The 25,165-nt window shown below is 62.6% G+C and carries 27 protein-coding genes; 21 read left to right on the top strand and 6 right to left on the bottom strand.

The genetic code is table 11. The annotated features are described in order from the left end of the window. Positions 1 to 2 precede the first annotated feature (2 nt). Entirely contained in the window at positions 3 to 1,412 is a 1,410-nt protein-coding gene (locus tag ACN0X6_RS11675) for a circularly permuted type 2 ATP-grasp protein (RefSeq protein ID WP_417704074.1), read from the bottom strand. Positions 1,413 to 1,771: 359 nt separating this feature from the next. Then, positions 1,772 to 2,446 carry an alpha/beta fold hydrolase gene (locus ACN0X6_RS11680; protein WP_417704076.1) on the bottom strand — a complete coding sequence of 225 codons (675 nt, stop codon included), beginning with the start codon at positions 2,444 to 2,446 and terminating at the stop codon, positions 1,772 to 1,774. Between the two features lie 101 nt (positions 2,447 to 2,547). On the opposite strand from ACN0X6_RS11680, the gene ccoN (ACN0X6_RS11685) reads away from it, so the two are divergent. The 14 genes from ccoN (ACN0X6_RS11685) to hemN all read left to right on the top strand — a co-directional run bounded on the left by ccoN (ACN0X6_RS11685) (position 2,548) and on the right by hemN (position 16,425). Next, positions 2,548 to 3,987: a cytochrome-c oxidase, cbb3-type subunit I gene (gene ccoN, locus ACN0X6_RS11685; protein WP_417704078.1), complete on the top strand. Its 1,440-nt coding sequence runs from the start codon at positions 2,548 to 2,550 to the stop codon at positions 3,985 to 3,987. Further along, a complete protein-coding gene (gene ccoO, locus ACN0X6_RS11690; protein ID WP_417704079.1) occupies positions 3,987 to 4,595 on the top strand; it encodes a cytochrome-c oxidase, cbb3-type subunit II in 609 nt (202 codons plus the stop codon). Before ccoN (ACN0X6_RS11685) ends, ccoO (ACN0X6_RS11690) begins: the two co-directional genes overlap by 1 nt. Before the next feature lie 5 nt (positions 4,596 to 4,600). Beyond that, entirely contained in the window at positions 4,601 to 4,780 is a 180-nt protein-coding gene (locus ACN0X6_RS11695; protein ID WP_417704081.1) for a cbb3-type cytochrome oxidase subunit 3, read from the top strand. Further along, the gene (locus ACN0X6_RS11700; RefSeq protein ID WP_417704083.1) at positions 4,777 to 5,772 is read left to right on the top strand and encodes a c-type cytochrome; all 996 of its coding nucleotides are present in this window, start codon (positions 4,777 to 4,779) and stop codon (positions 5,770 to 5,772) included. The genes ACN0X6_RS11695 and ACN0X6_RS11700 overlap by 4 nt, the downstream gene beginning before the upstream one ends. A gap of 344 nt (positions 5,773 to 6,116) precedes the next feature. Continuing rightward, positions 6,117 to 7,559 (top strand): cytochrome-c oxidase, cbb3-type subunit I, encoded by a 1,443-nt coding sequence (gene ccoN / locus ACN0X6_RS11705; RefSeq protein WP_417704085.1) that lies wholly within the window; start codon positions 6,117 to 6,119, stop codon positions 7,557 to 7,559. Continuing rightward, positions 7,559 to 8,167 (top strand): cytochrome-c oxidase, cbb3-type subunit II, encoded by a 609-nt coding sequence (ccoO, locus tag ACN0X6_RS11710; RefSeq protein ID WP_160018263.1) that lies wholly within the window; start codon positions 7,559 to 7,561, stop codon positions 8,165 to 8,167. Before ccoN (ACN0X6_RS11705) ends, ccoO (ACN0X6_RS11710) begins: the two co-directional genes overlap by 1 nt. 6 nt (positions 8,168 to 8,173) lie before the next feature. Then, positions 8,174 to 8,362, top strand: coding sequence for a cbb3-type cytochrome oxidase subunit 3 (locus tag ACN0X6_RS11715; protein ID WP_417704086.1), 189 nt, complete (start codon positions 8,174 to 8,176; stop codon positions 8,360 to 8,362). Further along, positions 8,359 to 9,354 carry a cytochrome-c oxidase, cbb3-type subunit III gene (gene ccoP / locus ACN0X6_RS11720; protein WP_417704088.1) on the top strand — a complete coding sequence of 332 codons (996 nt, stop codon included), beginning with the start codon at positions 8,359 to 8,361 and terminating at the stop codon, positions 9,352 to 9,354. The genes ACN0X6_RS11715 and ccoP overlap by 4 nt, the downstream gene beginning before the upstream one ends. A gap of 160 nt (positions 9,355 to 9,514) precedes the next feature. Beyond that, positions 9,515 to 10,927, top strand: a complete 1,413-nt coding sequence (gene ccoG / locus ACN0X6_RS11725; RefSeq protein ID WP_417704090.1) for a cytochrome c oxidase accessory protein CcoG — start codon at positions 9,515 to 9,517, stop codon at positions 10,925 to 10,927. A gap of 13 nt (positions 10,928 to 10,940) precedes the next feature. Next, on the top strand, positions 10,941 to 11,459 hold the full coding sequence (locus tag ACN0X6_RS11730) for a FixH family protein (protein WP_417704092.1): 519 nt from the start codon (positions 10,941 to 10,943) through the stop codon (positions 11,457 to 11,459). Between the two features lie 8 nt (positions 11,460 to 11,467). Further along, on the top strand, positions 11,468 to 13,876 hold the full coding sequence (locus tag ACN0X6_RS11735) for a heavy metal translocating P-type ATPase (protein WP_417704093.1): 2,409 nt from the start codon (positions 11,468 to 11,470) through the stop codon (positions 13,874 to 13,876). 74 nt (positions 13,877 to 13,950) lie between these two features. Continuing rightward, positions 13,951 to 14,157: a cbb3-type cytochrome oxidase assembly protein CcoS gene (ccoS, locus tag ACN0X6_RS11740; RefSeq protein WP_160018275.1), complete on the top strand. Its 207-nt coding sequence runs from the start codon at positions 13,951 to 13,953 to the stop codon at positions 14,155 to 14,157. Continuing rightward, the gene (locus ACN0X6_RS11745; RefSeq protein ID WP_417704095.1) at positions 14,150 to 14,833 is read left to right on the top strand and encodes a sulfite exporter TauE/SafE family protein; all 684 of its coding nucleotides are present in this window, start codon (positions 14,150 to 14,152) and stop codon (positions 14,831 to 14,833) included. Before ccoS ends, ACN0X6_RS11745 begins: the two co-directional genes overlap by 8 nt. A gap of 209 nt (positions 14,834 to 15,042) precedes the next feature. Continuing rightward, positions 15,043 to 16,425, top strand: coding sequence for an oxygen-independent coproporphyrinogen III oxidase (hemN, locus tag ACN0X6_RS11750; protein WP_417704097.1), 1,383 nt, complete (start codon positions 15,043 to 15,045; stop codon positions 16,423 to 16,425). Between the two features lie 47 nt (positions 16,426 to 16,472). Here the strand turns inward: hemN and ACN0X6_RS11755 are convergent, their stop codons facing one another. After that, on the bottom strand, positions 16,473 to 16,916 hold the full coding sequence (locus tag ACN0X6_RS11755) for a hypothetical protein (protein ID WP_417704099.1): 444 nt from the start codon (positions 16,914 to 16,916) through the stop codon (positions 16,473 to 16,475). A gap of 153 nt (positions 16,917 to 17,069) precedes the next feature. Between ACN0X6_RS11755 and fnr the strand changes: the two genes are divergently transcribed. From fnr to ACN0X6_RS11790, 7 genes are all read left to right on the top strand, one after another. Beyond that, positions 17,070 to 17,804 carry a fumarate/nitrate reduction transcriptional regulator Fnr gene (gene fnr / locus ACN0X6_RS11760; protein WP_417704101.1) on the top strand — a complete coding sequence of 245 codons (735 nt, stop codon included), beginning with the start codon at positions 17,070 to 17,072 and terminating at the stop codon, positions 17,802 to 17,804. 42 nt (positions 17,805 to 17,846) lie between these two features. Beyond that, on the top strand, positions 17,847 to 18,395 hold the full coding sequence (locus ACN0X6_RS11765) for an adenine phosphoribosyltransferase (RefSeq protein ID WP_417704103.1): 549 nt from the start codon (positions 17,847 to 17,849) through the stop codon (positions 18,393 to 18,395). An 84-nt stretch (positions 18,396 to 18,479) separates the two neighbouring features. Next, positions 18,480 to 19,295 carry an ion transporter gene (locus ACN0X6_RS11770; RefSeq protein ID WP_417704105.1) on the top strand — a complete coding sequence of 272 codons (816 nt, stop codon included), beginning with the start codon at positions 18,480 to 18,482 and terminating at the stop codon, positions 19,293 to 19,295. A gap of 237 nt (positions 19,296 to 19,532) precedes the next feature. Then, positions 19,533 to 20,369, top strand: a complete 837-nt coding sequence (locus tag ACN0X6_RS11775; protein WP_417704107.1) for a metal-dependent hydrolase — start codon at positions 19,533 to 19,535, stop codon at positions 20,367 to 20,369. Positions 20,370 to 20,425: 56 nt separating this feature from the next. Further along, the gene (locus ACN0X6_RS11780) at positions 20,426 to 21,979 is read left to right on the top strand and encodes a flavin-containing monooxygenase (RefSeq protein ID WP_417704109.1); all 1,554 of its coding nucleotides are present in this window, start codon (positions 20,426 to 20,428) and stop codon (positions 21,977 to 21,979) included. Continuing rightward, positions 21,976 to 22,860: an SDR family NAD(P)-dependent oxidoreductase gene (locus ACN0X6_RS11785; RefSeq protein WP_417704111.1), complete on the top strand. Its 885-nt coding sequence runs from the start codon at positions 21,976 to 21,978 to the stop codon at positions 22,858 to 22,860. Before ACN0X6_RS11780 ends, ACN0X6_RS11785 begins: the two co-directional genes overlap by 4 nt. A gap of 239 nt (positions 22,861 to 23,099) precedes the next feature. Continuing rightward, positions 23,100 to 23,348: a hypothetical protein gene (locus tag ACN0X6_RS11790; RefSeq protein WP_417704112.1), complete on the top strand. Its 249-nt coding sequence runs from the start codon at positions 23,100 to 23,102 to the stop codon at positions 23,346 to 23,348. Positions 23,349 to 23,501: 153 nt separating this feature from the next. Here the strand turns inward: ACN0X6_RS11790 and ACN0X6_RS11795 are convergent, their stop codons facing one another. The 3 genes from ACN0X6_RS11795 to ACN0X6_RS11805 all read right to left on the bottom strand — a co-directional run bounded on the left by ACN0X6_RS11795 (position 23,502) and on the right by ACN0X6_RS11805 (position 25,154). Beyond that, positions 23,502 to 23,717, bottom strand: a complete 216-nt coding sequence (locus ACN0X6_RS11795) for a DUF3820 family protein (protein ID WP_003243834.1) — start codon at positions 23,715 to 23,717, stop codon at positions 23,502 to 23,504. A gap of 68 nt (positions 23,718 to 23,785) precedes the next feature. After that, on the bottom strand, positions 23,786 to 24,379 hold the full coding sequence (locus tag ACN0X6_RS11800; protein WP_417704114.1) for a 2-hydroxychromene-2-carboxylate isomerase: 594 nt from the start codon (positions 24,377 to 24,379) through the stop codon (positions 23,786 to 23,788). 43 nt (positions 24,380 to 24,422) lie between these two features. Continuing rightward, entirely contained in the window at positions 24,423 to 25,154 is a 732-nt protein-coding gene (locus tag ACN0X6_RS11805) for an SDR family oxidoreductase (protein WP_417704116.1), read from the bottom strand. Positions 25,155 to 25,165 lie beyond the last annotated feature (11 nt).

The following is a 25,165-nucleotide window of genomic DNA, read 5'->3' on the forward strand; positions in this document are numbered from 1 at the left end:
GATCAGTCCTCCACTACCCAGGTATCCTTGGTCCCGCCGCCTTGCGACGAGTTGACCACCAGCGAACCTTCACGCAGTGCCACACGCGTCAGGCCACCCGGCACCAGGCGGGTTTCGCGACCGGTCAGGACGAACGGACGCAGGTCGATATGGCGCGGTGCGATACCGCGTTCGACGAAGGTCGGGCAGGTCGACAGGCACAACGTCGGCTGGGCGATATAGGCCTCCGGCGTGGCGATCAGGCGCGCGCGAAAGCTCTCGATCTCGGCCTTGCTCGCCGCCGGGCCGACCAGCATGCCGTAGCCGCCAGAGCCTTGAGTCTCCTTGACCACCAGTTCGGACAGGTTGGCCAGCACGTGGGACAGCTCCTCCGGCTTGCGGCACTGCCAGGTCGGCACGTTCTTGAGGATCGGCTCCTCGTCCAGATAGAAGCGGATCATGTCGCCGACATAGGGGTAGATCGACTTGTCGTCGGCCACGCCAGTGCCGATGGCGTTGGCCAACACCACATTGCGTGAACGATAGGCCGACAGCAACCCGGCGACGCCGAGCATCGAATCGGGATTGAAAGCCAGTGGGTCGAGGAAGGCGTCATCGAGGCGGCGGTAGATCACGTCCACCTGACGGGCGCCGGCGGTGGTGCGCATGTAGACCTTGTCGTCGCGCACGAACAGGTCGGCACCTTCTACCAGCTCCACCCCCATCTCGCGGGCGAGGAAGGCATGCTCGAAGTAGGCACTGTTGAAACGGCCCGGCGTCAGCACCACGACCGTGGGGTTGTCCAGCGGGCTGGAGCTCTTCAGCGCATCGAGCAGCAGATTGGGGTAATGGTCCACCGGCGCCACGCGCTGCGCAGCGAACAACTCGGGGAACAGGCGCATCATCATCTTGCGGTCTTCGAGCATGTAGCTCACGCCGCTGGGGGTGCGCAGGTTGTCTTCCAGCACGTAGTAGCTGCCGTCGCCATCGCGCACCAGGTCGACCCCGGCGATGTGCGCATAGATGTCGCGGTGCAGGTCGAGGCCCTGCATGGCCATCTGGTAGCCCTCGTTGGCCAGCACCTGCTCGGCCGGAATGATGCCCGCCTTGATGATGCGCTGGTCGTGGTAAAGGTCGGCGAGGAACAGGTTGAGCGCCTGCACGCGCTGGATGCAGCCGCGTTCGACGACGCGCCATTCGCTGGCAGGGATGGAGCGGGGAATGATGTCGAAGGGGATCAGGCGCTCGGTGCCCTGATCATCCCCGTAAAGGGTGAAGGTAATCCCGGCGCGGTGGAACAGCAGGTCGGCTTCTCGGCGGCGCTGAGCCAGCAGATCGTCCGGCGTTTCTGCCAGCCAGCGGGCAAATTCGCGGTAGTGCGGGCGGACAGCGCCGCTCGCGTCGTACATCTCGTCATAAAAGGTGCGGGCCATGCCGTACTCCTTGTCACCCGGACTTGCAGTATCCTTCTGCAAGGCCCGAGCCAGCACAATTAATCCTTTAATTTCAAAGAGATACCAATACAACCAAAACAAAAAGCACCATGATGGTGCGGCGCAATGTTTCTGTCATGAGATGCCGCCCCATTGCGTGGCACAACAAAAACCGCTGGCCATGACAGTGCGCGGTGTATGCCCAGCAGCAGCCCCGGCCCCTTGGCTGTCACATTGCGTGACCGACCGGTCAAGCGCAACCGCTTTTGCACCGATTACGCGAGGACCCAGCATCCGCATGAACCTGAGTAGCCCGGATTAAATCCGGGGCTTAAGCAGCCAGCGGATGAAGCGCTTGCTCAGCCCGCACCAAGATAAGCCGCGATCGATCCGATTGCCGTCTGCAGATGCTGCTCATGGCTGAAGCCGGATGCCTTCAATGGCTTGAGGTCGTGATCGGCTGCCTGCAGCCAGTGCAGCGAGATGGCCGCTGAAAGCTCGTAACCCGCAACGGCATCCCGATTGCCCAATGCATCGCGTTCCCCCTGGATGATCAGCGTTGGCGTGCGCAGCTCGGCGAGATGGGCGACTCGCGGTTTTTCCGGCTTGCCGGCGGCATAGAAAGGATAGCCGAGGCAAACGAGCGCCGAGGCGCCCAACTCGTCAGCCAGCAGGCTGGCCATGCGCCCGCCCATGGATTTGCCGCCGACGGCCAGTGGCCCTGCGATCCGTTGGCGCACCTGCGCATGCACCTCACGCCATTGTTGCAGCAGTTGCGCCTGCGGATTGGGCGGGCGCTTGCGCCCGTCCGCCCGCCGCTGGGCCATGTAGGCGAACTCGAAACGCACCACGCGCACGCCATGTGCAGCCAGCCCCTGAGCCAGGGTCTGCATGAATGAGCTGTCCATCGGCGCACCCGCACCATGGGCAAGGATCAAGGTGCCCAGTGCAGCCTGCGGCGGTTCGTCCCACAGCCAGGGCAGTCCCTGCTCACATTGATCAGCGTCAATAAACCCAGATGCCCCTTTGCTCATGCTTGCCTCGCGTCGATATCCGTGGTGTCCGTGGCTTGCTCATGCCTGCGGCCACAACGGTTATCGGCCGCTCTGCCATAACCGTGGATGGAAGCCCAGACATGAACACAACAACCCGTTCCGCCTACAACTACAAGGTGGTTCGCCAGTTCGCCATTATGACGGTGGTTTGGGGGATCGTCGGCATGTTGGTCGGCGTACTCATTGCCGCTCAGCTGGCGTGGCCCGAACTGAACTTCAACCTGCCCTGGACCAGCTTCGGCCGGCTCCGCCCCCTGCACACCAATGCGGTAATTTTCGCCTTCGGCGGATGCGCCCTGTTCGCCACCAGCTTTTACTCGGTACAGCGCACCTGTCAGACCACGCTGTTCGCACCCAAACTCGCTGCCTTCACCTTCTGGGGCTGGCAACTGGTGATCCTGCTCGCTGCCATCAGCCTCCCCATGGGCTGGACCAGCTCCAAGGAATATGCCGAGCTGGAATGGCCGATCGATATCCTGATCACCATCGTCTGGGTCGCCTACGCCATCGTGTTCTTCGGCACGATCATGAAGCGCAATGTCAGCCACATCTACGTAGGCAACTGGTTCTTCGGTGGTTTCATTCTTACCGTGGCCATCCTGCACATCGTCAACAACCTGGAGGTTCCGGTCACCCTGACCAAGTCCTACTCCCTGTATTCCGGCGCAACCGATGCCATGGTGCAGTGGTGGTATGGCCATAACGCAGTGGGCTTCTTCCTGACTGCAGGCTTCCTGGGCATGATGTACTACTTCGTGCCCAAGCAGGCCGGTCGTCCGGTCTATTCCTATCGCCTGTCCATCGTCCATTTCTGGGCACTGATTGCCGTATACATCTGGGCCGGCCCGCACCACCTGCACTACACCGCGCTGCCTGACTGGGCACAGAGCCTGGGCATGGTGATGTCGCTGATCCTCCTGGCACCCAGCTGGGGCGGCATGATCAACGGCATGATGACCCTCTCCGGCGCCTGGCACAAACTGCGTACCGACCCGATCCTGCGCTTTCTGGTGGTCTCCCTGGCCTTCTACGGCATGAGCACCTTCGAAGGTCCGATGATGTCGATCAAGACGGTCAACGCCCTCTCCCACTACACCGACTGGACCATCGGTCACGTGCACGCAGGTGCGCTTGGCTGGGTAGCCATGGTGTCCATTGGCGCGCTGTATCACCTGATCCCGAAAGTGTTCGGTCGCGAGCAGATGCACAGTATCGGCCTGATCAACGTGCACTTCTGGCTGAGCACCATCGGCACCGTGCTGTACATCGCCTCGCTGTGGGTCAACGGCATCACTCAGGGCCTGATGTGGCGCGCAGTCAACGAGGACGGCACCCTGACCTACTCCTTCGTCGAAGCGCTCGAAGCCAGTCACCCCGGTTTCGTCGTACGCCTGATCGGCGGCTTCATCTTCTTTACCGGCATGCTGATCATGGCCTGGAACGTCTGGCAGACCGTGCGTAGCGCGAAATCCGTCGAAATGGAAGCCGCTGCGCAGTTCTCGGTAGAAGGAGCCCACTGATGAAACACGAGATTCTCGAGAAGAACATCGGCCTGATGGCCCTGATGATGATCCTGGCGGTCAGCATCGGCGGCCTGACCCAGATCGTCCCGCTGTTCTTCCAGGACGTCACCAACGAGCCGGTCGCCGGCCTCAAGCCCTACACCGCGCTGCAGCTGGAAGGCCGCGACATTTACATCCGCGAAGGCTGCGTCGGCTGCCACTCGCAGATGATCCGTCCGTTCCGCGCCGAGACCGAGCGCTACGGCCATTACTCCGTCGCCGGTGAAAGCGTCTGGGACCACCCCTTCCTGTGGGGTTCCAAGCGTACCGGTCCGGACCTGGCCCGCGTCGGCGCTCGCTACTCGGACGAGTGGCATCGCGCCCACCTGTACAACCCGCGCAACGTCGTGCCCGAGTCGATCATGCCCGCCTACCCCTGGCTGGTGGAGCAAAACCTCGATGGCAAGGACACCGCCAAGAAGATGAGCGCCTTGCGCATGCTTGGCGTGCCCTATAGCGAAGAAGACATCGCCGCTGCCAGCGACGCGGTCAAGGGCAAGAGCGAGATGGATGCTCTGGTCGCCTACCTGCAGGTGCTTGGCACCGCAGTGAAGAACAAGAGGTAGGCGCCATGTTCGAGCTAATCGATATCGGCACCCTACGTGGCATCGGAACCATTCTGGTGCTGGCTTCCTTCACTGCAGTGACCCTCTGGGCCTATAGCGGCAAGCGCCGCAAAGACTTCGGCGAGGCAGCCAACCTGCCCTTCGCCGATGACCACAAGCCCGACGTATCGAGGATTGAAGCATGACCACCTTCTGGAGCTTGTACATCACTGTCCTGACCATCGGCACGATGATCGCACTGTTCTGGCTGATCTTCGCCACTCGCAAGAGCGAAGTGCACAAGAATCCGACCGATCAGACCATGGGACACGCCTTCGACGGCATCGAAGAGTATGACAACCCGCTACCGAAATGGTGGTTCATACTCTTCGTCGGCACGCTGATATTCGGCATCGCGTATCTGGCCCTGTATCCGGGCCTGGGCAACTGGAAAGGCTTGCTGCCGGGCTACGATTACGTCGACAGCGAAAAACAAACACCTTTCGCTGCTGGTGTGCAGATCGCTGACGGTTCCATGCGTCACGCTGGCTGGACCGGCGTGCACCAGTGGGAAAAGGAAATGGCCCGTGCCGACGAGCTGTACGGCCCGATCTTCGCCAAGTACGCCGCCATGCCCATCGAGGAAGTGGCCAAGGACGAGCGTGCACTGAAGATGGGTGGACGCCTGTTCGCCTCCAACTGCTCGGTCTGCCATGGCTCCGACGCCAAGGGTAGCTATGGCTTCCCCAACCTGGCGGACAAGAGCTGGCGCTGGGGCGGCGAGCCGGAGACCATCAAGACCACGATCCTGAATGGCCGCGTGGGCGTGATGCCCGCACAAGGACCGATGATCGGCGAGGATGGCGTACGTAATGTCGCTGCCTACGTCCTCACCGAGCTGGGCGGTCGCGAACTGCCGGAAGGTGCGCAGGCCGACGTCGCCGCCGGCAAGCAGATCTTCGCCACGCTCTGCTCCGCCTGTCACACCCAGGCCGGCACCGGCATGGCCGTGATGGGGGCGCCGGACCTGACTCAGCCCAGCGCTTTCATCTACGGCAGCAGCTTCGCCCAACTGCAGCAGACCATTCGCTATGGTCGCAGCGGCAACATGCCGGCCCAGGGTGACTTCCTCGGCAATGACAAGGCGCACCTGCTGGCCGCCTACGTGCTCAAGCTGAGCCAGAGCGAGAACAAGTAACCCCGCTTTACCGGCGGCCCTGTCGCGGCCGCCGGCCCCTCCTCTATACCTGTGCGACCCAGTGTCGCACCCGCCGACCAATAGCCCTGCAATTTCCTTGATCTGGGCTAAGATGCCTTTCAGTCGCCATTTGCCACAACTCTAAGGCGATCCTTTCTTAGCGCTGCGCAAACTGGTTGCGCAAAAAGCTGCCAGAGCCATTTCCGAGGCCGTTGTGAACGGCTCGCGGAAGGCCCTGAAACCCTATTCGCGTCGGCACGTTACGTTGCAATGGCTACCTGCTTTCTACATACTTGCCGCCGATTTTTGCCCCATAAAACTCCATTAACCGTGGAACCCCTAGCATGAGCACAGCAATCAGTCAGACTGCTTATAACTATAAGGTGGTCCGCCAGTTCGCCATTATGACGGTGATCTGGGGGGTCATTGGCATGGGTCTAGGCGTGTTCATCGCCGCACAACTCGTGTGGCCGGAACTCAACCTAAACCTGCCGTGGACCAGCTTCGGCCGTCTGCGCCCACTGCACACCAACGCGGTGATCTTCGCCTTTGGCGGATGCGCACTGTTTGCGACCTCGTATTACGTGGTCCAGCGCACCTGTCAGACGCGCCTGATCTCCGACGGCCTGGCTGCCTTCACCTTCTGGGGCTGGCAAGCGGTCATCGTTCTGGCGGTGATCACCCTGCCGATGGGCTACACCAGCACCAAGGAATACGCCGAGCTCGAGTGGCCGATCGACATCCTTCTGGGCATTGTCTGGATCACCTACCTGCTGGTGTTCTTCGGCACCATCGTCAAGCGCAAGACCAAGCACATCTATGTGGGCAACTGGTTCTTCGGTGCGTTCATCCTCGTGACCGCGATGCTGCACATCGTCAACAGCGCCGCCATGCCGGTGAGCCTGTTCAAGTCGTACTCGGCCTATGCCGGCGCGACCGACGCGATGATCCAGTGGTGGTACGGCCACAACGCCGTGGGCTTCTTCCTGACCACCGGCTTCCTGGGCATGATGTACTACTTCGTACCCAAGCAGGCCGAGCGTCCGATCTACTCCTATCGCCTGTCCATCGTGCACTTCTGGGCACTGATCACCCTGTACATCTGGGCCGGTCCGCACCACCTGCACTACACCGCGCTGCCGGACTGGGCACAGTCTCTGGGCATGGCCATGTCGGTCATCCTGCTGGCACCGAGCTGGGGCGGCATGATCAACGGCATGATGAGCCTGTCCGGCGCCTGGCATAAGCTGCGCACCGACCCGATCCTGCGCTTCCTGGTGGTCTCCCTGGCGTTCTACGGCATGAGCACCTTCGAAGGCCCGATGATGGCCATCAAGACCGTCAACGCCCTGTCCCACTACACCGACTGGACCATCGGCCACGTGCACGCTGGCGCTCTCGGCTGGGTAGCGATGATCTCCATCGGCTCGCTGTATCACCTGATCCCGAAAGTCTTCGGTCGCGAGCAGATGCACAGCATCGCCCTGATCAATACCCACTTCTGGCTGGCTACCATCGGTACCGTGCTGTACATCGCCTCGATGTGGGTCAACGGCATCACTCAGGGCCTGATGTGGCGCGCAGTCAACGAAGACGGCACCCTCACCTACTCCTTCGTCGAAGCACTGGAAGCCAGCCATGCAGGCTATGTCGTACGCATGATCGGTGGCGCCTTCTTCGTCACAGGCATGCTGCTGATGGCCTACAACACCTTCCGCACCGTGCGTGCCGCCAAGCCGGCTGAATACGAAGCGGCTGCGCAGATTCCCGCCGGAGTAGCTCACTGATGAAACACGAAATCATCGAGAAGAATATCGGCCTGATGGCGCTGCTGATGGTGATTGCCGTCAGCATCGGTGGCCTGACCCAGATCGTCCCGCTGTTCTTCCAGGACGTCACCAATGAGCCGGTGGAAGGCCTCAAGCCCTACACCGCGATGCAGCTGGAAGGTCGCGATATCTACATCCGTGAAGGTTGCGTCGGTTGCCACTCGCAGATGATCCGTCCGTTCCGTGCCGAAACCGAGCGTTACGGCCACTACTCCGTGGCCGGCGAAAGCGTCTGGGACCACCCCTTCCTGTGGGGCTCCAAGCGTACCGGTCCGGACCTGGCTCGCGTCGGCGGCCGCTACTCGGACGAGTGGCATCGCGCCCACCTGTACAACCCGCGCAACGTCGTGCCCGAGTCGAAAATGCCCGCCTACCCCTGGCTGGTGGAGAACAAGCTCGACGGTCACGACACCGCCAAGAAGATGGAAGTCATGCGTGGCTTCGGCATCCCCTACACCGACGAAGATATCGCCGGTGCTCGCGATGCCGTGAAAGGCAATACCGAGATGGACGCGCTGATCGCGTACCTGCAGGTTCTCGGCACTTCCATCAAGAACAAACGGTAAGACGCTATGGACATCGGGATGATTCGCGGCATCGGCACGGCGGTGGTCTTCATCGCCTTCATCGGCGTGGTGCTCTGGGCCTACAGCAGCAAGCGCAAATCGAGCTTCGACGAAGCAGCCAACCTGCCCTTCGCCGACGAGTCCAAGCCCGAGTCCAAGCGCGATCAAGACTCTTCCAGGAGCAATAACCAATGACCACGTTCTGGAGTTGGTACGTAACCATTCTGTCTCTGGGCACCATCTTCGCCCTGACCTGGCTGATCTTCGGCACCCGCAAGGGCCAGCGCCAGGAAACCACCGAAGAAACCGTCGGCCACAGCTTCGACGGCATCGAGGAGTATGACAACCCGCTGCCGAAGTGGTGGTTCATGCTGTTCGTCGCCACCATCATCTTCGCCCTCGGCTACCTGGCCCTGTACCCAGGCCTGGGTAACTTCAAGGGCCTGCTGCCTGGCTACGACTACGTCGACAGCGAAAAGGAAACGCCTTTCGCCTCTGGCGTGCAGATCGCTGACGGCTCCATGCGTCACGCCGGCTGGACCGGTGTACACCAGTGGGAAAAGGAAATGGCGCGCGCCGATGAGCAATACGGCCCGCTGTTCGCCAAGTACGCTGCCATGCCGATCGAGGAAGTGGCCAAGGACGCGCAAGCCCTGAAAATGGGTGGCCGCCTGTTCGCCTCCAACTGCTCCGTGTGCCACGGTTCCGACGCCAAGGGCAGCTACGGCTTCCCCAACCTGACCGACAACGAATGGCGCTGGGGCGGCGAACCGGAAACCATCAAGACCACCCTTCTAAAGGGTCGCCAGGGTGCGATGCCGGCTCAAGGCCCGATGATCGGCGAAGATGGCGTACGCAACGTCGCCGCCTACGTCCTCACCGAACTGGCTGGCCGCGAACTGCCGGAAGGCGTGGAAGCCGATATCGAAGCAGGCCAGAAGGTCTTCGCCGGTACCTGCTTCGCCTGCCATGGCGCAGACGGCAAGGGTACCGCAGCCATGGGCGCGCCGAACCTGACCAATCCGGCAGCGTTCATCTATGGCAGCAGCTACGCACAACTGCAGCAGACCATCCGCTACGGTCGCCACGGCAACATGCCAGCCCAGGAAGAATTCCTCGGCAATGACAAGGTGCACCTGCTGGCTGCCTACGTGTACAGCCTGTCGCACAAGGCACAAGAGCAGTAAGCACAGACGACTCCTTTGACAAGGGTCAATGAACGCCCGGGTCGCGACCGCTGGTCGCACCCGGGCGTTGTCTTTCAGGCGTACCATACAGCTACCGTGAATTGACCCTGACCGGCACGTATCGGCCCGGGCTACCAACCAACCGCTTTGGTATGCATTGATGAGCGAACAGATTCCCGTCCAGGACGTCACCCCTCCTTCTGCCCAGAACGCCAGCGTCGACCTCTACGCCAGCCGCGAGAAGATCTACACCCGCGCGTTCACTGGCCTGTTTCGCAATCTGCGACTGGCTGGCGGGGCCCTGCTGTTCCTGCTGTTCTTCGGCACCGTCTGGCTGAGTTGGAACGGCCGCCAGGCCGTGTGGTGGAATCTGCCTGAGCGCAAATTCCACATCTTCGGCGCCAGCTACTGGCCACAGGACTTCATGCTGCTGTCCTGGCTGCTGATCATCTGCGCCTTCGGCCTGTTCTTCATCACCGTGTTCGCCGGTCGCGTCTGGTGCGGTTACACCTGTCCGCAGAGCGTGTTCACCTGGGTATTCATGTGGGCGGAAAAAGTCACCGAAGGTGACCGCAACCAGCGCATGAAGCTGGACAAGCAACCCCTGAGCGGCAAGAAACTGGGACGCAAGGCGGCCAAGCACGGCATCTGGATGGGCGTATCGCTACTGACCGCGATCACCTTCGTCGGCTACTTCACGCCGATTCGCGAACTGGTCATCGAGATCTTCACCGGTGAAGCCAGCGGCTGGGCCTATTTCTGGATCGGTTTCTTCACCCTCGCCACCTACGGCAACGCCGGTTACCTGCGCGAGCAGGTGTGCATCTACATGTGTCCCTACGCACGCTTCCAGAGCGTGATGTTCGACCAGGACACCCTGATCGTCTCCTACGACCCGCGTCGTGGCGAATCACGCGGCCCGCGCAAGAAGGACGCCGACTACAAGGCCCAGGGCCTCGGCGACTGCATCGATTGCAAGATGTGCGTACAGGTCTGTCCCACCGGCATCGACATTCGCGATGGCCTGCAGATCGAGTGCATTGGCTGCGCCGCCTGCATCGACGCCTGCGACGACATCATGGACAAGATGAACTACCCCAAGGGGCTGATCAGCTACACCACTGAACACAACCTGTCCGGGCGCAAGACCCACCTGCTGCGTCCGCGCCTGATCGGGTACGCTGTCGCGCTGGTCGCCATGATCGGCCTGTTCGCCTGGGCCGTGGCCAATCGCCCGCTGGTGGAACTGGATGTGCTCAAGGACCGTGTGCTGTTCCGTGAGAACGAGCGCGGCCATATCGAGAACGTCTATACCCTGAAGATCATGAACAAGGCGCAGCGCGACATGACCTATGTGATCAGCGCCGACGGCCTCGACGGCCTGGTCTACGAAGGCAAGCGCGAAGTGCGGGCCCTGGCTGGCGAGGTGTATTCCTTCCCGGTCGAGCTGTCCATCGCACCGGAGAAGCTGCCGTCGAGCGCCAACAATATCGTCTTCCACGTACAATCCGCGGATGACCCCAGTATCAAGAACGACGCCGACAGCCGCTTCATTGGCCCAAGCGTCCGCTGACAACGGAAAACGCATGACCGAGCAAACCCCATCGCCAGTCAAACCCTGGTACAAGCAGTTCTGGCCCTGGTTCATCCTGTTCCTGCTGGGCTACTCGGTGGTGCAGGGCCTGACCCTGCTCACCATCGCCACCAAGAACCCGCCAGGGCTGATCTCCGACGACTACTACGATGTCGGCAAGGGCATCAACCAGTCGCTGGAGCGCGAAAAATTGGCCGAGCGCCTGCAACTGCATGGCGAGCTGGTGCTGGACAACACCACTGGCGTCGCCACCCTGTCGCTGGAGGGCAACAGCAAGCCGCAGCAGATCGTGCTCAACCTGATCTCGCCGACCCAGCCGGAACGCGACCGCCGCGTGATCCTGCAACCGGCGGCTGACGGGCAGTACCGTGGACAGATGGTCGACGAGGTCAGCGGTCGTCGCTTCGTCGAGCTGCTCGGCCAGGAAGGTAGCCAGAACTGGCGTCTGTTCGAGGAAGAGAACATCGCCAGCGGCCAGACCATCATGATCGGTGACAACCCCTCCTACTGACCCAGCCAATGCCCGCCCCTATTCCCTGCTATCACTGTGGCCTGCCGGTTCCCGCCGGCAGCCAGTTCCGCGCCGACGTGCTCGGCCAGACCCGTGAAATGTGCTGCCCCGGCTGCCAGGCCGTGGCCGAAGCCATCGTCGCCGGTGGACTGGAGCATTACTACAGCCATCGCAGCGAGAACGCGGCCAACCCACAGGCACTGCCCGCCGCCCTGCCGGACGAACTGGCGCTGTATGACCGCAGCGATGTGCAGCAGCCCTTCGTCCAGCACGAGGGCGAACTGAGCGAAACCCAGTTGCTGATCGAAGGCATCAGCTGCGCCGCCTGCGGCTGGCTGATCGAGAAGCACCTGCGCGGCGTGCCAGGCGTGGCCGAAGCGCACCTGAACCTGTCCAACCACCGCCTGCAGGTACGCTGGCAGGACAGCCAGATCGCCCTGAGCAAGCTGCTTGCCGAACTGCGCCGCATCGGTTACGCCGCCCACCCCTGGCGCGCCGACGAGGCCGCCGAGCGCATGGCCGCGGAAAACCGCCGGCGCATGCGCGAGCTGGGTGTGGCCGGACTGCTGTGGATGCAGGTGATGATGGCGACCATGGCCACCTGGCCGGAATTCAACATCGACTTGTCACCAGAGCTGGACAAGATCCTGCGCTGGACCAGCCTGTTCCTCACCACGCCCATCGTCTTCTATTGCTGCGGGCAGTTCTTCCGCGGCGCCCTGCGCGACCTGCGTACCCGCCACCTGACCATGGACGTTTCGGTCTCGCTGGCCATCGGGGGAGCCTACGTCGCCGGTATCTGGTCGACCATCACCGGCCAGGGCGAGCTGTATTTCGACGCCGTCGGCATGTTCGCGCTGTTCCTGCTCGCCGGCCGCTACCTGGAGCGCCGTGCGCGAGAACGCACGGCCGCTGCTACCGCGCAACTGGTCAAGCTGCTGCCGGCCTCCTGCCTGCGCCTGGACGCAGACGGCCAGAGCCAGCGCATCCTGCTCAGCGAATTACGAGAAGGTGAGCAGGTGCTGGTGCAGCCAGGCTCGCTGATTCCCGCCGACGGTCGCATCCTCGCCGGCCAATCCAGCGTCGACGAATCGCTGCTCACCGGCGAGTACCTGCCACTGCCACGCGGCATCGGTGACAGCGTCACCGCCGGCACCCTGAATGTCGAAGGTCCGCTGACCGTCGAAGTGCAGGCACTCGGCGATGCCACTCGCCTGTCCGCCATCGTGCGCCTGCTGGACCGAGCGCAGAGCGAGAAACCGCGCCTGGCAGAAATCGCCGACCGCGTTTCGCAATGGTTTCTGCTGTTCATCCTGGTGGCAGCCGCCGTGGTCGGCTTCGTCTGGTGGCAGATCGACTCCGGCCGCGCCTTCTGGGTCGTGCTCGCCCTGCTCGTGGCCACCTGCCCCTGCGCCCTGGCCCTGGCCACCCCGACCGCCCTGACCACCGCCACCGGCACCCTGCACAAGCTGGGCATGCTGCTGACGCGCGGCCATGTGCTCGAAGGGCTCAACCAGATCGACACCCTGGTGCTGGACAAGACCGGCACGCTGACCGAAGGCCGCCTGACGCTCAAGGCCATCCATCCGCTGCGCGATCTGGACGAAGGCAGTTGCCTGGCCCTGGCTGCCGCGCTGGAGAACCGCTCGGAACACCCCATCGCTCGCGCGTTCAGCCAGGCACCTCGCGCCGCGCAATCCGTCGCTAGTCATCCGGGACAAGGCCTGCAAGGCGTGGTCGATGACCGCCTGCTGCGCATTGGCGAGGCCAGTTTCGTCTGCGCCCTGAGCGGCCAGGCCGTGCCGCCCATTGCCAGCGAGCATGGCCAGTGGCTGCTGCTGGGCGACGAACAGGGCCCACTGGCCTGGTTCGTCCTCGATGATCGCCTGCGCGAAGACGCCCCCGCCCTGATCGCTGCCGCCCGCGCCCGCGGCTGGCATATCCATCTGCTGTCCGGTGACAGCTCGCCGATGGTGGGCGAAGTCGCGCGCCAGCTGGGCATCGAGGATGCACGGGGTGGCCTGACCCCGGATGCCAAGCTGGCGGTGCTCAAGCAGTTGCACGGCGAAGGGCGTCGCGTGCTGATGCTCGGCGATGGCGTCAACGACGTACCGGTACTGGCCGCTGCCGATATCAGCGTGGCCATGGGTTCGGCGTCCGACCTGGCGAAAACCAGCGCCGACGCCGTGTTGCTGTCGAACCGTCTGAGCAGCCTGGTCGATGGCCTGAAACTGGCCAAGCGCACGCGCCGCATCATCATCGAGAACCTGGCCTGGGCGACGCTGTACAATGGCCTGGTACTGCCCTTCGCCGCTCTGGGCTGGATCACGCCGATCTGGGCAGCGGTGGGCATGTCCCTGAGCTCGCTGCTGGTGGTACTCAATGCACTGCGCCTGAGCAGCACCCCGAACACCTAGGAGCGAGCTCTGCTCGCGAAGAAGCGCTTCTCGGGCAGAGCTCGCTCCTACTCAGATGCCACCATGGAGACCGCATGTCCGCCCTCTACATCCTGATCCCCGTTGCCATCGGCCTGGTCGGCTTCGCCATCTGGCTGTTCTTCTGGGCGGTGGACAGCGGTCAGTACGACGACCTCGACGGCCCGGCGCACAGCATTCTGTTCGACGACGAAGATCCGCTGCACAAGGCTGGCGTCGAGCAGGCCGAAGAACACAACAAGCAGGACAAACCTGATGCTTGAGCTGGCACCACTGCTGGTGTCTGCACTGATTCTCGGCCTGCTCGGCGGCGGCCATTGCCTGGGCATGTGCGGCGGCCTGATGGGCGCGCTGACTCTGGCGATTCCGCCCGAGCAACGCGGCCGGCGTCTGCAACTGCTGCTGGCTTACAACCTCGGGCGCATTCTCAGCTACAGCCTGGCAGGCTTGCTCCTGGGCCTGGCCGGCTGGGCCATAGCAGGCAGCAAAGCCGAGGTGGCGATGCGTACGCTGGCTGCCTTGCTGCTGATTGCCATGGGTCTTTATCTGGCCGGCTGGTGGAGCGGGCTGACACGCATCGAAGCGCTGGGCCGCGGCCTGTGGCGGCATATCCAGCCGCTGACACGGCGCTTCATGCCGGTCAGCAGCCTGCCACGCGCCCTGGTTCTGGGGGGGTTATGGGGCTGGCTGCCGTGCGGGCTGGTCTACAGCACCCTGCTATGGGCTTCCAGCCAGGGTAATGCAATCAACAGCGCCCTGCTGATGCTGGCGTTTGGCCTGGGCACATGGCCGGTGCTGCTGGCCACCGGGCTGGCCGCCGAGCGCATCACCACCCTGCTGCGCAAGCGCGGCGTGCGCTTGGCTGGCGGCCTGCTGGTCATTCTGTTCGGCATCTGGACGCTGCCCGGCCCCCACCAGCACTGGCTGATGGGACACTAGAGCGGCTACAAGCAGCAAGCCTCAAGCGGCAAGCAAAAGCAGGCACAGCCCGGATGCAATCCGGGAGCAAGACGCCCAACAATCCCCGGATTGCATCCGGGCTTGTAGCAACAACACCTGCGGTGCTCAACGCGCCTTTGATTCAGGTCAAGGCCGCCACCCAGGCGCATCCCTAGACTGGCCACAAAGCCTGTCCAGGATTATTTCCCATGCTCGACGCCATCCAGTGGGATGCCGACCTGATCCGCCGCTACGATCTCGCCGGCCCGCGCTATACCTCTTACCCGACCGCCGTACAGTTTCACGACGATATCGGCCCATTCGATCTGCTGCATGCCCTGCGCGACAGCCGCAAGGCACAGCGCCCGCTGTCACTCTACGTGCACGTGCCGTTCTGCGCGCACATCTGCTACTACTGCGCCTGCAACAAGGTCATCACCAAAGACCGCGGCCGTGCCCTGCCCTACCTGGAAAAGCTCGAGCGGGAAATCGAGATCATCAGCCGCCACATCGATCGCAACCAGCCAATCGAACAGCTGCATCTCGGCGGCGGCACGCCGACCTTCCTCAGTCACGACGAACTGCGTCGGCTGATGCAGCACCTGCGCCAGCACTTCAATCTGCTGGATGACGACTCCGGCGATTACAGCATCGAGATCGACCCACGCGAGGCCGACTGGTCGACCATGGGCCTGCTGCGTGAACTGGGCTTCAATCGCGTCAGCATCGGCGTACAGGATCTCGATCCTGAAGTGCAGCGCGCGGTCAACCGCCTGCAGACCCTGGAAGAAACCCGCGCCATCATCGAGGCAGCGCGCACCCTGCAGTTCCGCTCGGTGAACATCGACCTGATCTATGGCCTGCCCAAACAGACGCCGGAGCGCTTCGCCCGAACCGTGGCCGAGGTCATCGCCCTGCAACCGGATCGCCTGTCGCTGTTCAACTATGCGCACCTGCCGGAACGCTTCATGCCGCAACGTCGCATCAGTTCCGACGACCTGCCGAGCCCGGCAGACAAGCTGGCCATGCTGCAGAGCAGCATCGAGCAACTGACCCGCGCCGGGTATCGCTATATCGGCATGGACCACTTCGCCCTGCCCGACGACGAATTGGCCATCGCCCAGGAAGAAGGCACGTTGCAGCGTAACTTCCAGGGCTATACCACCCACGGTCACTGCGATCTGATCGGCCTGGGTGTTTCTGCCATCAGCCAGATCGGCGATCTGTACAGCCAGAACGACAGCGATATCGCCAACTATCAGCAGACCCTGGGCAACGGCCAGCTGGCGACGCGCCGCGGCTTGCACTGCAATGCCGACGACCGTCTGCGCCGAGCCGTCATCCAGCAGTTGATCTGCCACTTCGAGCTGCGTTTCGCTGACATCGAACAGGCCCATGCCGTGGTGTTCCGCGACTACTTCGCGGCACTTTGGCCTGAACTTCAGCAACTCGACCGCGACGGTTTGATCGAGCTGGGTGCAGAGGGGATTCAGGTGCGCCCGGCCGGGCGTCTGCTGGTGCGTTCGCTGTGCATGCTGTTCGACCGCTATCTCAACGATCAGGTACGCCAGCGTTTCTCTCGGGTGATCTGAACGTGAGCAGCCGGCGCCAGTGACGGACTCCGTCACTGGCTGCCGGATCAACCCATCGCCAACGTGGCGGCGGTCTGCATCTGCTCATTCGACAGGCCGTTCTCGCGCATCAGCTTGATCAAGTTGGCATTGGCCGCAGTCAATGCGCTGTTGAGCGACGCCAGCTCGGTCTGCAGCCCTTCAAGCTGCTGGCGCCTGGTTTGCGCATCGAGGCTCTGATCGCTCATGATCGCCTCGATCTGCGCCTGCTTCTCGACGATCTGCGCACGCAACTCGCGGATCATCTTGAGCAGGTCCTTGATCGCCTTGGGCAGATCGCTGTTATCGATGTCCTCGTTCTTGTCGGACTTGGCCGACATGCTCTTGCCTAACTCGGACAGACTCACACGGAGCCCCTCGCGCACCTCCTCGGGGGTCCGCTCCACTGCGGTAAATTGTCGCTGAACGCCCTGGGCAAGATTACTCAGCGGCCCACTGGATGGTATGCGCATCGCGCTGCTCCCTGCGTTGGACTATGGTTCTACAGTCTGAATCGGCACCCCGAGGCTAAACTTGAGCGCTCGGTCAGCCCTTATATGACTGGCCGCCACCCAAGCCCTGCGGTACCCTTACGAACATTGCGTGTATATCTGGGAAGCCCGACGATGTCCGAGAGCATCAAGCTGCACAAGCAGCATCAAGCCCATTGCAAGGATTGCAGCCTGGCTGCCTTGTGCCTGCCCATTTCGTTGAACATGGAAGACATGGACGCGCTCGACGACATCGTCAAACGCGGCCGCCCGCTGAAGAAGGGCGAATTCCTGTTCCGCCAGGGTGATACCTTCGGTTCCGTGTTCGCCGTACGCTCCGGTGCGCTGAAGACCTTCAGCCTGAGCGATGGCGGTGAGGAGCAGATCACCGGCTTCCATCTGCCCAGCGAGCTGGTCGGCTTGTCTGGCGTCGACGGCGAGCGCTATCCGGTTTCCGCACAGGCGCTGGAAACCACTTCGGTTTGCGAAATTCCCTTCGAACGCCTCGACGACCTGGCCCTGCAGCTACCACAGCTGCGCCGCCAGCTGATGCGTATCATGAGCCGTGAAATCCGCGACGATCAGCAGATGATGCTGTTGCTGTCGAAGAAAACCGCCGACGAACGCATCGCCACCTTCCTGGTCAATCTCTCCGCCCGCTTCCGCGCACGCGGCTTCTCGGCCAACCAGTTCCGCCTGGCCATGTCGCGCAACGAAATTGGTAACTATTTGGGCCTTGCGGTAGAGACGGTGTCTCGCGTATTTACCCGCTTCCAACAGAACAAGCTGCTCGAAGCCGAAGGCAAGGAAGTACACATTCTCGACCCGATCGAGCTGTGTGCGCTGGCCGGCGGCACTCTCGACGTTTGAGTTCGCACGATTTTCGCGGGCTCAACGCATTAGGACCCCACGATGATCTTTGACGAATTCAGCATCAAGACCCTGATCCGCCCGGTACCGGACTTCCCCAAGCCGGGCGTCATCTTTCGCGACATCACGCCACTGTTCCAGTCGCCGCGCGCCCTGCGCATGGTCGCCGACAGTTTCATCCAGCGTTACGTGGAAGCCGAGTTCAGCCATATCGGCGCCATGGATGCTCGCGGCTTCCTGATCGGCTCGATCATCGCCTACGAACTCAACAAGCCCCTGGTGCTGTTTCGCAAGCAGGGCAAACTGCCGGCTGACGTGCTCAGTGAGGGCTACCAGACCGAATACGGCGAAGCCTTTCTCGAAGTGCACAGCGACAGCCTCTGCGAAGGCGACTCGGTACTGATCTTCGATGACCTGATCGCCACCGGCGGCACCCTGATCGCGGCTGCCAACCTGATAAGGCGCATGCGCGCAACGGTCTTCGAGGCCGCCGCGATCATCGACCTGCCTGAGCTGGGCGGCTCACAGAAGCTGCAGGACGCCGGCATCCCCACCTTCACGCTGACGGCCTTCGCGCTCGACGATCATTGAGCCGAAGCACCTGCCAACCCGCAAGTGGGTTGTTGATTCAGCCGGGCAATGCCCGGCATCACCGATTACCTTGACCAGACTCCCATGCACGAACTCGAACTGAATCCATCCAGCGATTGGCGCCAGCGCCTGGGCGCTGTCATGGACGGCACGTCCGTACAACGCCTGATCACACTGCTGATCATCGTCAATGCCGTCATTCTCGGCTTGCAGACCTCACCGTCGATCATGGCCGACTGGGGCGCACCACTGCTGATACTCGATACCTTCATCCTCGCCTGCTTCGTCATCGAGCTGGCGCTGCGCTTCGTCGCGCGCGGCATCGGCCTGCTGCGCGATCCCTGGGCCGTATTCGATTGCCTGGTGGTCGGCATCGCCCTGGTACCGGCCAGCGGCCCCTTCGCCGTTCTGCGTGCCTTGCGCGTGCTGCGGGTACTGCGACTGGTGTCGATCAATCCGAGCATGCGCAAGGTGGTGCAGGCGCTGCTCGCTTCCCTGCCTGGCATGGGCAGCATCGTCATGCTGATGGGGTTGGTGTTCTACGTCGCCGCAGTGATGGCCACCCAGCTATTCGGTGAAAGCTTCCCAGAATGGTTCGGTAACATCGGCGCCAGCCTGTACACCCTGTTCCAGGTGATGACCCTGGAGAGCTGGTCGATGGGCATCGTGCGCCCGGTGATGGAAGAACATCCGCTGGCCTGGCTGTTCTTCGTACCCTATATCCTCGTCGCGACATTCATGATGCTCAACCTGTTCATCGCCGTTATCGTCAACGCGATGCAGAGCACCCACGAGCCAGATGCCGAACAGCAGGCCGCAGCCGCTCGCGCACAGGCCATTCTCGACGAGCTGCGCGCACTGCGCAGCGAAGTGGCCGAGCTGCGCCGTAACGCGCCCTAAGCCCCGCCGTCAGCGCAATCCGCCGCCTCTGGCGCGGCGGGTTGCGTGCCCTCTCCCCTGATATCTGCCTATCAGACCCGCCTTAAGTTGGCGGCGCTCGGCACCCGCACGCCCGATAGTTACATCGTTCAATGACAGCGTTGGTCTGTCGAGATTGACCACCTTCGACCCCGAGTGCTGCCAGCCGGAGCCGCACAACCATCGGAAGCACCAACGCCCCAGAAGAGGACTCGAACGATGAACGCCAGTACTCCCCTACCCCAGCCAAAATCCAGCTTTCCGGTGCGTCGCATGGACTTCCGTTTCAGCGAGACTGCGAAATACTGGTTCTACGACGACCCATTCATGAGCCATTTCATGAACAACCTGTCGTCGCTGTTCCCCTACGGTGAGAAGTTCTTCGTCGACAGCGTGCGCGCCGTACGCGACCAGGTCAGCGAGCCGCAGCTGAAAAAGGACATCAGCGCCTTCATCGGTCAGGAGGCCATGCACTCCAAGGAACATGCGGCCTACAACGACTACGCCAACGAGCACGATATCGATCTGCAGCGCCTCGAGCTGCGCATCAAGGCATTGCTCGAATGGACGACCCGCTTCAGCACCAAGAAGCAACGCCTGGCAGCGACCTGCGCCCTGGAGCACTTCACCGCGACCATGGCCGAGCAGTTGCTCAAGCGTGAGGACCTCACCACCCAGATGAACGACCCTAAGCTCTATCAACTGTGGATGTGGCACGCCATCGAGGAAAACGAGCACAAGGCCGTGTGCTACGACGTCTACCAGGAGGTCCACGGCGGCTACTTCACCCGTACGCTGGTGATGATGCTGACCACCCTGATGTTCCTCGGCGTGATCGGCTGGTTCCAGATTCACCTGCTGCGCAAGGACGGCCAACTGTTCAACTGGCGCAGTTGGGGCTTCGGCCTGAAGAAGCTGTTCGGCCCGCGTAATGGCTTCTTCACCAGGTTGATCGGTCCGTATCTGGACTACTACCGCCCAGGCTTTCACCCCAGGGATCACGACACCGACACGCTGGAAAACCGCTGGCGCGAGCGCCTCGGTTTCAGCAACTGAAGCCTTCTGGCGTACAGATGTAGACACCAACAGGAACGACAAGCAGGAGTTCGCTCATGAATGCGCCCGTGTCACCCCCTGGCGCTGTGCGCCAGTGCAAGATCGCCATCCTCGGCAGCGGCTTCTCCGGCCTCGGCATGGCCATTCGCCTCAAGCAACAGGGCGAGCGGGACTTCCTGCTGTTCGAGAAAGAAGCCGGTGTCGGCGGCACCTGGCGCGTCAACAACTACCCGGGCTGCGGCTGCGACGTGCAATCGCATCTGTATTCCTTCTCCTTCGAGCCCAACCCGAACTGGACGCGAATGTTCGCCAGGCAGCCGGAAATCAAGGCGTATCTGGAAGCTTGCTGGAAGAAGTACCGCCTGCAGGACAAGACCCTGCTGGGCACCGACGTGGTACAGATGCGCTGGGACGAGCATGCCGAGCGATGGCACCTGCAGGATCGCGCCGGTAATCGGTACAGCGCACAGTTCGTGGTTTCCGGCATGGGCGCGCTGTCGACACCCTCGATTCCCAAGCTCAAGGGTCTGGAGCATTTCACGGGCGAGATCTTCCACTCGCAACAGTGGAACCACGACTATGACCTGACCGGCAAGCGCGTGGCGGTAATCGGCACTGGCGCATCGGCCATCCAGTTCGTGCCGCAGATCCAGCAGCAGGTCGCGCGGCTCGATCTTTACCAGCGCACCGCGCCGTGGATCCTGCCCAAGCCCGATCGTGCCATCCGCGATGGCGAGCGCATGCGCTTCAAGCGCTTCCCGCTGGCGCAGAAGCTCTGGCGCGGCGCGCTGTACGGCATTCTCGAAAGCCGGGTGATCGCCTTCGCCTTCGCCCCGCGCCTGCTGCGCATGGCCCAGGGTATCGCCAAGCTGTATATCAAGAAGCAGATCAAGGACCCGCTGCTGCGCGCCAAGGTCACCCCGGACTACACCATGGGCTGCAAGCGCGTGCTGATCTCCAACGATTACTACCCGGCGCTGACTCAGGCCAATGTCGAGGTGATCACCGACGGTATCGCCGAAATCCTGCCCAGCGGCGTGCGCAGCGTCGACGGCCAGGAGCGCGACGTCGATGCCATCATCTTCGGCACCGGCTTCACCCCGAGCGACCCGCTGCCGCGCGGCACGGTGTTCGGCCGTGGCGGTGTCGACCTGCTCGACACCTGGCCCGAGGGCCCGCAAGCCTACAAGGGCACCATGACTGCCGGCTTCCCCAACCTGTTCTTCCTCATGGGCCCGAACACCGGCCTGGGCCATAACTCCATGGTCTACATGATCGAGTCGCAGATCACCTATGTGCTCGGCGCCCTCAGGCAGCTCGAAGAGGGGCGGCTGCAGAGCCTGGAGCCCAAGCGCGAGGCGCAGGACGCCTTCAACAAGAAGATCCAGAAGACTCTCGGCAGCACCGTATGGAACGCCGGCGGCTGCATGAGCTGGTACCTGCATCCGGTCAGCGGGCGCAACTGCACGGTGTGGCCAGGCTTCACCTGGCGCTTTCGCATGCTGACCCGCCACTTCGATCCGCATGCCTATCACTTCAGTCGCCAGCACGCCGCTCACCCAGCGCAGAGCAGTGCCATCCGCCTCGACGCGCAGGAGGTCAGCGCATGAAATCCTTCGAGAACAAGGTTGCCGCCATCACCGGCGCCGGCTCCGGTATCGGCCGCGCCCTCGCCTGTCACCTGGCGCGCCAGGGCTGCCACCTGGCGCTGTCCGACGTCAATGTCGAGGGCCTCCAGGAAACCGCCGAACAGGCACGCAAGCTCGGCGTCACCGTCAGCCAGCAGCGGGTCGACGTTGCTGATCGCTTCGCCGTCGAAGCCTGGGCCGAGCAGATCGTCAGCGAATTCGGCCGGGTCAACGCCATCTTCAACAATGCCGGCGTGGCTCAGGGCGGCACCGTGGAGGGCAACGCCTATGCCGACTATGAATGGATCATGAGCATCAACTTCTGGGGTGTGGTCAACGGCACCAAGGCCTTCCTGCCCTACCTCAAGGCGGCCGGCCAGGGCCATGTGGTCAATGTATCCAGCGTCTTCGGCCTGTTCTCCCAGCCCGGCATGAGCGCCTACAACGCCAGCAAATTCGCCGTGCGCGGCTTTACCGAGTCGCTGCGCCAGGAACTGGACATGGCCGCCTGCGGCGTTTCCGCCAGTTGCGTGCACCCCGGCGGCATCCGCACCAACATCGCCAAGACCGCGCGGATGAACGACAGCCTGGCCAAGGTCACCGGTCAGGCCGCCGAGCAGGCACGTCAGCAATTCAACGACCAGATGCTACGCACCACGCCGGAACAGGCAGCCAGGGTCATCGTGAACGGCGTACTGGCCAACAAACGGCGCATCCTCATCGGTGCCGATGCCCATGCCCTGGACTGGATGCAACGCAGCATGCCGGCGCTGCACCAACGCCTGGTCACTCTGTCGATGCGCCTGGCTGCCCGCTTCGCGCCCAAAGCGCGGGGCACGGACGGGGTGCGCGAGATATCCTAGGACGCACCGACGCTGGTTGCATGCCCTTGTGCCCTGAGCGTCGGTAATCAGGGCGAGCGCCTGCGACGACGCAAGAAAAACCGGCACGTTTGTCGGCCAACATTCGCTTCGCCGGCATTTGCGCTAAGGTTTGCAGGCAGACGCATTACTCATCCACGCGGCGCCGCTACCGGCTCCCAGCTGGAATCTCGGTGTAGCGTCGACACCGAGAGCGGCGCCTTGATCCACGAGGTGGCCTCATGAGCGCGCTTACCTGCACCCACCGCGACCACACCATACGCGCCAGCGTCATGGAACACCCCGGCCTGCCGACACCCTGGGCTGGCGGTTGCCAGATTACCGATCCCGACGGCAACACCAGCAAGCGCCAGACCTTGCCGGTGGATTACGCCTTCATGGATGACCTGAACAAGGCCCAGCACGCATCCATCGCCCATGGCAAATGGCTGGTGGACCAGAAGCTGGATCACGGCCGCAGCTGGCATTGAGGCCAACTCAGACGTAGGGTGCGCCGTGCGCACCGATGGCCTGCACTGGCTACTTTGGCAACGTGCAGGGGCGGTGCGCGTGACGCGCCCTACGAGTCGTAGCCCGGATGGAATCCGGGAGAGATCGGAAATGGTCCCCGGATTGCTTCCGGGCTACGAACGGTCGCGCAACGGATCGAGCAGCGGCTTGAGGCCGTTGTGATCGATCTCCTGCATCAGCGCGAGCAGTTGGCCCAGCTCGCCCTTGGGAAAGCCCGTGCGGGCGAACCAGTTGAGGTAGTGCCCCGGCAGATCGGCGATCAGTCGATCCTTGTACTTGCCGTAAGGCATGCGGCGGGTCACCAGGAGTTTCAGCGCTTCGGGGTTCATCGGTTGCTCGAATGGCCGGAAAATGATCCGGCCATTGTGCCAGGCATCAGGCCCTGGACGAAAAGCACCTAGCCGCGAAGTGCTTCGCGAACGAAGTCCAGGCGATCCTGACCGAAGAACATCTCACCGCCGACAAAGCAGGTCGGCGCGCCAAATACGCCGCGTTTGACCGCCTCTTCGGTAGTCGCCTTGAGCGCCTCCTTCACTGCCGGTTCGGCGATCTGCGCCTGCAGAACGGCCGCGTCGAAACCAGCGGCAACCAGCACACCTGTCACCTTGGCCGGATCCCCCATGTTCACCCCGTCGACCCAGATCGCCCGGAACAGCGCCTGCAAGGCATCGTCGAAACGCTCCGGCTGATGCGATTGCACCGCCACCAGCAGGCGCATCAGCGTCAGAGTATTGATCGGAAAATGCGGATTGAAGCGCATCGGCACGCCGTAACGCTCGGCAAAGCGCGCCAGGTCGCGAATCATGTAACGGCCCTTGGCCGGGATCATCGCCGGCGAGGCGTTGCCGGTAGCCTGGAACACGCCACCGAGCAGCATCGGTCGATAGACCAGTTCAGCACCGGCGTCGCGACACAGATCAGGCAGCTGAGTATGAGCCAGGTAGGACGCCGGGCTGCCCAGGTCGAAGAAGAACTCCACTGTCTTGCTCATCAGTTTCACTCGCTCGTTATTGTGATCATGGGCTCAGCGCAGATTACCAGCGCTCCATCCACGGCCGCAGGTCCAGCTCGAAGGTCCAGGCATCACGCGGCTGTGCATGCAAAAACCAGTAGCTGTCGGCAATGTGCTCGGGATCGAGAATGCCATCCTGATTCTTCTTGGCGTAGAGCTCGGGAAAGCTGTCGCGGATAAAGGCGGTATCGATGGCACCATCGACCACCACATGGGCGACATGGACATTCAACGGCCCCAGCTCACGCGCCATGCTCTGCGCCAGCGCCCGGATGCCGTGCTTGGCCCCGGCGAAAGCGGCAAATCCGGCGGCGCCACGCAGACCCGCAGTCGCGCCGGTGAACAGGATGGTGCCACGGCCACGGGCGACCATGCGCCTGGCCACCGCCTGACTGGTGAGAAAGCCGGAGAAGCAGGCCATTTCCCAGATCTTGAAGTATTTGCGTGCGGTTTCATCGAGGATGCTGCAAGGCACGTTGGCGCCGATATTGAACACCATCACCTCGATCGGCCCGATGTCACGTTCGATGCTCTCGACCAGTTCGGCTACCTGTTCCTCACGCCGCGCATCGGAAGCGAAACCGTGCGCCTCACCGCCTGCGTCGCGGATTTCCGCCAGCAGCGGTTGCAGCTTGTCCAGGCTGCGGCGGGTGACGCAGGCGATGTACCCCTCACGGGCAAAACGCCGGGCGATGGCGCCGCCAGTGGCATCACCGGCACCAATGATCAACGCGACCTTGTTGTTCTCGTGCATGGCCTTCTCCA

This window comes from Pseudomonas sp., from assembly GCF_048269965.1.
Taxonomy (GTDB): Bacteria; Pseudomonadota; Gammaproteobacteria; order Pseudomonadales; family Pseudomonadaceae; genus Aquipseudomonas.